Source organism: Mycobacterium talmoniae (genome assembly GCF_001854525.1).
Classification (GTDB): Bacteria; Actinomycetota; Actinomycetes; order Mycobacteriales; family Mycobacteriaceae; genus Mycobacterium; species Mycobacterium talmoniae.
On sequence record NZ_MLQM01000260.1, the window covers coordinates 1 to 4,660 of the forward strand.

Annotated in this window: 5 protein-coding genes; 3 read left to right on the forward strand and 2 right to left on the reverse strand. The window is 73.9% G+C overall.

The features are described 5' to 3' along the window. Both BKN37_RS25855 and BKN37_RS25860 read right to left on the reverse strand, forming a co-directional pair. A partial coding sequence (locus tag BKN37_RS25855; protein WP_071030009.1) for an ATP-dependent DNA helicase occupies positions 1–1,907 on the reverse strand: 1,907 nt, incomplete at its 3' end. Positions 1,908–1,934: 27 nt separating this feature from the next. Next, positions 1,935–3,275, reverse strand: coding sequence for a nicotinate phosphoribosyltransferase (locus BKN37_RS25860; RefSeq protein ID WP_278184977.1), 1,341 nt, complete (start codon positions 3,273–3,275; stop codon positions 1,935–1,937). Between the two features lie 28 nt (positions 3,276–3,303). Here BKN37_RS25860 and clpS point away from each other — a divergent pair, with 28 nt between their 5' ends. From clpS to BKN37_RS25875, 3 genes are all read left to right on the forward strand, one after another. Continuing rightward, positions 3,304–3,618 (forward strand): ATP-dependent Clp protease adapter ClpS, encoded by a 315-nt coding sequence (clpS, locus tag BKN37_RS25865; protein ID WP_071030013.1) that lies wholly within the window; start codon positions 3,304–3,306, stop codon positions 3,616–3,618. Between the two features lie 13 nt (positions 3,619–3,631). After that, on the forward strand, positions 3,632–4,213 hold the full coding sequence (gene aosR / locus BKN37_RS25870) for an oxidative stress transcriptional regulator AosR (RefSeq protein ID WP_071030015.1): 582 nt from the start codon (positions 3,632–3,634) through the stop codon (positions 4,211–4,213). Continuing rightward, on the forward strand, positions 4,210–4,660 hold a 451-nt coding region (locus tag BKN37_RS25875), incomplete at its 3' end, for a P1 family peptidase (RefSeq protein WP_207547299.1). The genes aosR and BKN37_RS25875, both read left to right, overlap by 4 nt.

Genomic DNA, 4,660 nt, shown 5'->3' on the forward strand with positions numbered 1-4,660 from the left:
GAGACGGCCCCGGCATGGCGCGCGGCCGCCACCCGGGAGCCCGCCCCCGCGCCCACGCCGCGGTCGTCGCCGCGGCGCAGCGGCCGGCGGGCGCCGGGGGCCAGCAGCGGCGGGGGGTGGCGGGCGGCCCCGGCCATGAAGCCGTTGCCGCCGCGTGGGGCCACCCGCCGCTGCCGGGCGGTCAGCAGCGGATCGTCGGGCCGCGGGAACGGGATGCGGGCGATGAGCACCAGCGACAGCGACGGACCGGGCACGTCGACGCCCTGCCACAGCGACAGCGTGCCGAACAGCGAGGTGGCCGGGTCGGCGGCGAAGGCGTCGACCAGCGCCGCGGTGGCGTCGTCGCCCTGACACAGCACCGGGGTGTCCAGCCGGTCGCGCATGGCCTCGGCGGCCGCCCGGGCGGCCCGCATCGACGAGAACAACCCCAGGGTGCGGCCGCCGGCGGCGGTGATCAGCTCGGCGATCTCGGTGAGCTGCTCGGCCGACCCGGTGCCGTCGCGGCCCGGTGCGGGCAGGTGCGCGGCGACGTAGAGGATGCCGGACTTGGCGTGGCTGAACGGCGAGCCGACGTCCAGGCCCCGCCACCGCGGCTCGTCGTCGCCGCCGGTCAAACCCCAGGCGGCGGCCATCGCGTCGAAGGAGCCGCCCACGGTCAACGTCGCCGAGGTCAGCACCGTCGTCGACCGGGCGAACAGCCGGGTGCGCAGCAGCCCCGCTACCGTCAGCGGCGCCACCCGCAGCACCGGGGACACCGACCCGCGGTTGTCCTCGTGGGCCAGCCACACCACGTCGGTGCGGTCGGGGATGGCGGGCACAAACGAATCCAGGATCCGGCTGGCGGTCTCGGCGATCTCGGACAGCGCCGCGACGGCCTCGGTGCGCGCCGCCGCGGCCTGCGGGTCGCGGGGGCTGGTGGGGGTACCTCCCGCTTGCGGGGGAGCGATCGCCGCCTGCGCCGCGCCGGCCGCGTCGCGCAGCGCCGTCAGGTAGGTGCCCAGCTCCTCGTCGAGGTAATCGATGCGGCCCGGGCTGCCGTCGTGGATCGCCGAGGTGAAGGTCGCCGACGCGGCCTCCAGCCGTTGCACCAGCTCGGGGGAGACCAGCCGGGTGATCCGCCGGGACGCCACCCCCAGCGCGGTCGAGGTCAGCTCCCCGGTGGCCACCGCCGTCACCCGGTCCACCAGCTCGTGGGCCTCGTCGATCACCAGCAGCTCGTGCTCGGGCAGCACCGCGGAGTCGGTGATCGCGTCGATGGCCAGCAGCGCGTGGTTGGTGACCACCACATCGACCTGCCCGGCCTTCGCGCGGGCCCGCTCGGCGAAGCAGTCGGGGCCGAACGGGCAGCGGGCCATCCCCAGACATTCCCGCGCCGACACGCTGACCTGCGCCCAGGACCGGTCTGGAACGCCGGGTTTGAGGTCGTCGCGGTCCCCGGTGTCGGTGTCCGACGCCCACGCGGTCAGCCGCTGCACGTCGCGGCCCAGCGCGGTGGCGGCCGCGGCGTTGAACAGCTCCTCCTGCGGCCGTTCCTCGTCGGCGGCCTCGGTGCCGCCGTGCACCTTGTTCAGGCACAGGTAGTTGCGGCGCCCCTTGAGCAGGGCGAACTGCGGTCGCCGCGGCAGCGCGTCGGCCAGCGCGTCGGCCAGCCGGGGCAGGTCGCGGTCGACCAGTTGGCGTTGCAGCGCGATCGTCGCCGTCGACACCACCACCGGGGCGTCCTGGGCGACGGCGCGGGCCAGCGCGGGCACCAGGTAGGCCAGCGACTTGCCGGTGCCGGTGCCGGCCTGCACCGCCAGGTGCTCACCGATGTCGAAGGCGCGCGCGACGGCGTCGGCCATCTGGACCTGGCCGGCGCGCTCGGTTCCGCCCAACGCGGCCACCGCGGTGGCCAGCAGATCGGGCACGGACGGGTCGGGCGTGGCTGCTCCTGGTTATCGAGTGACGGGGCTGACCGGGATCTGCACGGTGGGGATCGCCGGGTCGCCGTGCGACAACATCAGACCCTCCCACGGCAGGCTGCGCAAGCCGGCCGCCACCAGCTTGCGCGCCGCGTCGAGATCCCGGTCGACCACCGGCTGCCCGTCGCGCACCAGCGGGATCGTCAGCACCCGGCTGTCGTCGCTGACCTGCGGCGCGGACCCGGCCGGGTGCACGATCTCCTCGAGGATGGTGCCGGTGGGGCGGGACAGCCGCAGCGCCTCCTTGCGGCCGCCCCGGGATTCCTTGCGGGCGCTGCGTTTTTGCACCGGCACCCCGTCGACCTCGACCAGCTTGTAGACCATGCTCGCCGTCGGCGCCCCCGACCCGGTCACCAGGGAGGTGCCCACCCCGTAGCTGTCCACCGGTTCGGCGCGCAGCGCGGCGATCGAGTACTCGTCGAGGTCACCGGAGACCATGATGCGGGTGCCGGTGGCGCCCAGCCGGTCCAGCTGGTCGCGGGTCTGGCGGGCCAGCACCCCCAGCTCCCCGGAGTCGATGCGCACCGCGCCCAGCTGCGGGCCGGCGACCGCGATGGCGTTGGCCACCCCGGTCGTCACGTCGTAGGTGTCCACCAGCAGCGTGGTGCCCACCCCCTGGGCGGCGACCTGCGCGCGGAACGCGGCCACCTCGTCGGGGCCGTCGGCGCTGGCGTACAGCAGGGTGAACGCGTGCGCGCTGGTGCCCAGCGCCGGCACCCCGTACCGGCGCTGGGCCTCCAGGTTGGAGGATCCGGCGAAGCCGGCCAGGTAGGCCGCCCGGGCGGCCGCGACCGCGGCCTGCTCGTGGGTGCGCCGCGACCCCATCTCGATCACCGGCCGGTCGGCGGCGGCGCTGACCATCCGCGCGGCCGCCGACGCGATCGCGGTGTCGTGGTTGAAGATCGACAACGCCAGGGTTTCCAGCAGGATGCACTCGGCGAAGCTGCCGCGCACCGACAGCACCGGCGAGCCGGGGAAGTACAGCTCGCCCTCGGCGTAGCCGTCGATGTCCCCGGTGAACCGGAAGTCGGCCAGATACGCCACCGTGTCGGGGTCGAGGAATTCCGCCAGCGACGCCAGCGCGTCGTCGTCGAATCCGAACTGGCCCAACGCTTCCAGGAACCGGCCGGTGCCGGCGACCACCCCGTAGCGGCGCCCGTCGGGCAGCCGGCGGGCGAACAACTCGAAGGTCGTCGACCGGTGCGCGGTGCCGTCGCGCAGCGCCGCCGCCAGCATGGTGAGTTCGTATTTGTCGGTCAGCAGCCCGGCGCGGGCCCAGTCGTTCACCCCGCAACCGTATCGGCTGGTCGCCACCGCCGGTTAGCTCGGTATCCTGAGGGCTATGGTTGCGTCAGCAGCGACGTCCCCGCCGGTCACGCCGAAGACCACCGAACACCGGCAGGTCGATGCCACCGACGACACGGCCAGCCCGTGGGTGACCATCGTCTGGGACGACCCGGTGAACCTGATGAGCTATGTGACCTACATCTTCCAGAAGCTGTTCGGCTACAGCGAACCCCACGCCACCAAGCTGATGCTGCAGGTGCACACCGAGGGCAAGGCGGTGGTGTCGGCGGGCAGCCGGGAGTCCATGGAGGTCGACGTGTCCAAACTGCATGCCGCCGGGTTGTGGGCGACGCTGCAGCAGGACCGCTGACTAGGGTCGCTGGGTGCGCAAGTGGAAGCGGGTCGAGACCGCTGACGGTCCCCGTTTCCGGTCGGCGCTGGATCCGCACGAGGCGGCGCTGCTCACCAGCCTGGTCGGGTCGCTGGTGGGCATGCTCGACGAGCGGGAATCGTCCTCGCCGCCAGACGAACTCGAGCAGATCACCGGGATGAAGACCGGCAACACCGAACCCCCCGAGGACGCGACGCTGCGGCGGCTGCTGCCGGATTTCTACAAGCCGGCCAACGACCACCCGGCCGGGTCGGGCGCCGCCGACAGCCTCAACGCCGCGCTGCGCAGCATCCACGAACCCGAGATCATCGCGGCCAAACGCGAGACCGCGCACCGGCTGTTGGCGACCGTGCCCGCCGACGGCGGCCGGTTCGAGCTGACCGAGGACGACGCGCACGCCTGGATCGCGGCCGTCAACGACGTGCGGCTGGCGCTGGGCACCATGCTCGACATCGGGCCGAACGGGCCGGAGCGCCTACCCGCCGACCATCCGCTGGCCGCCCACTTCGACGTCTACCAATGGCTGACCGTGCTGCAGGAATACCTGGTGCTGGCGCTGATCGGGAACCGATGAGCGCCATCACCGACGTCGCCGGGATTCGGGTCGGCCAGTATCAGCGGCTCGACCCGGACGCGACCCTGGGCACCGGCTGGGCCAGCGGGGTCACCGTGGTGCTGACCCCGCCCGGCACCGTCGGCGCCGTCGACGCCCGCGGCGGGGCGCCTGGCAGCCGCGAAACCGACCTGCTGGACCCGGCCAACAGCGTGCGCTACGTCGACGCGGTGCTGCTGGCCGGCGGCAGCGCCTACGGGCTGGCGGCCGCCGACGGGGTGATGCGCTGGTGCGAGGAACACGGCCGCGGCGTCGCGATGGACGGCGGGGTGGTGCCGATCGTGCCCGGGGCGGTCATCTTCGACCTGCCGGTCGGCGGCTGGGCGTGCCGCCCGACCGCCGAGTTCGGGTATGCGGCGTGTGTGGCGGCCGGCACCGAGGTCGCCCTCGGCACCGTCGGCGCCGGGG

Excerpts from the sequence above, each read along its gene's own strand:
- clpS (WP_071030013.1), top strand. The coding sequence starts at position 3,304 with ATGGTTGCGTCAGCAGCGACGTCCCCGCCGGTCACGCCGAAGACCACC.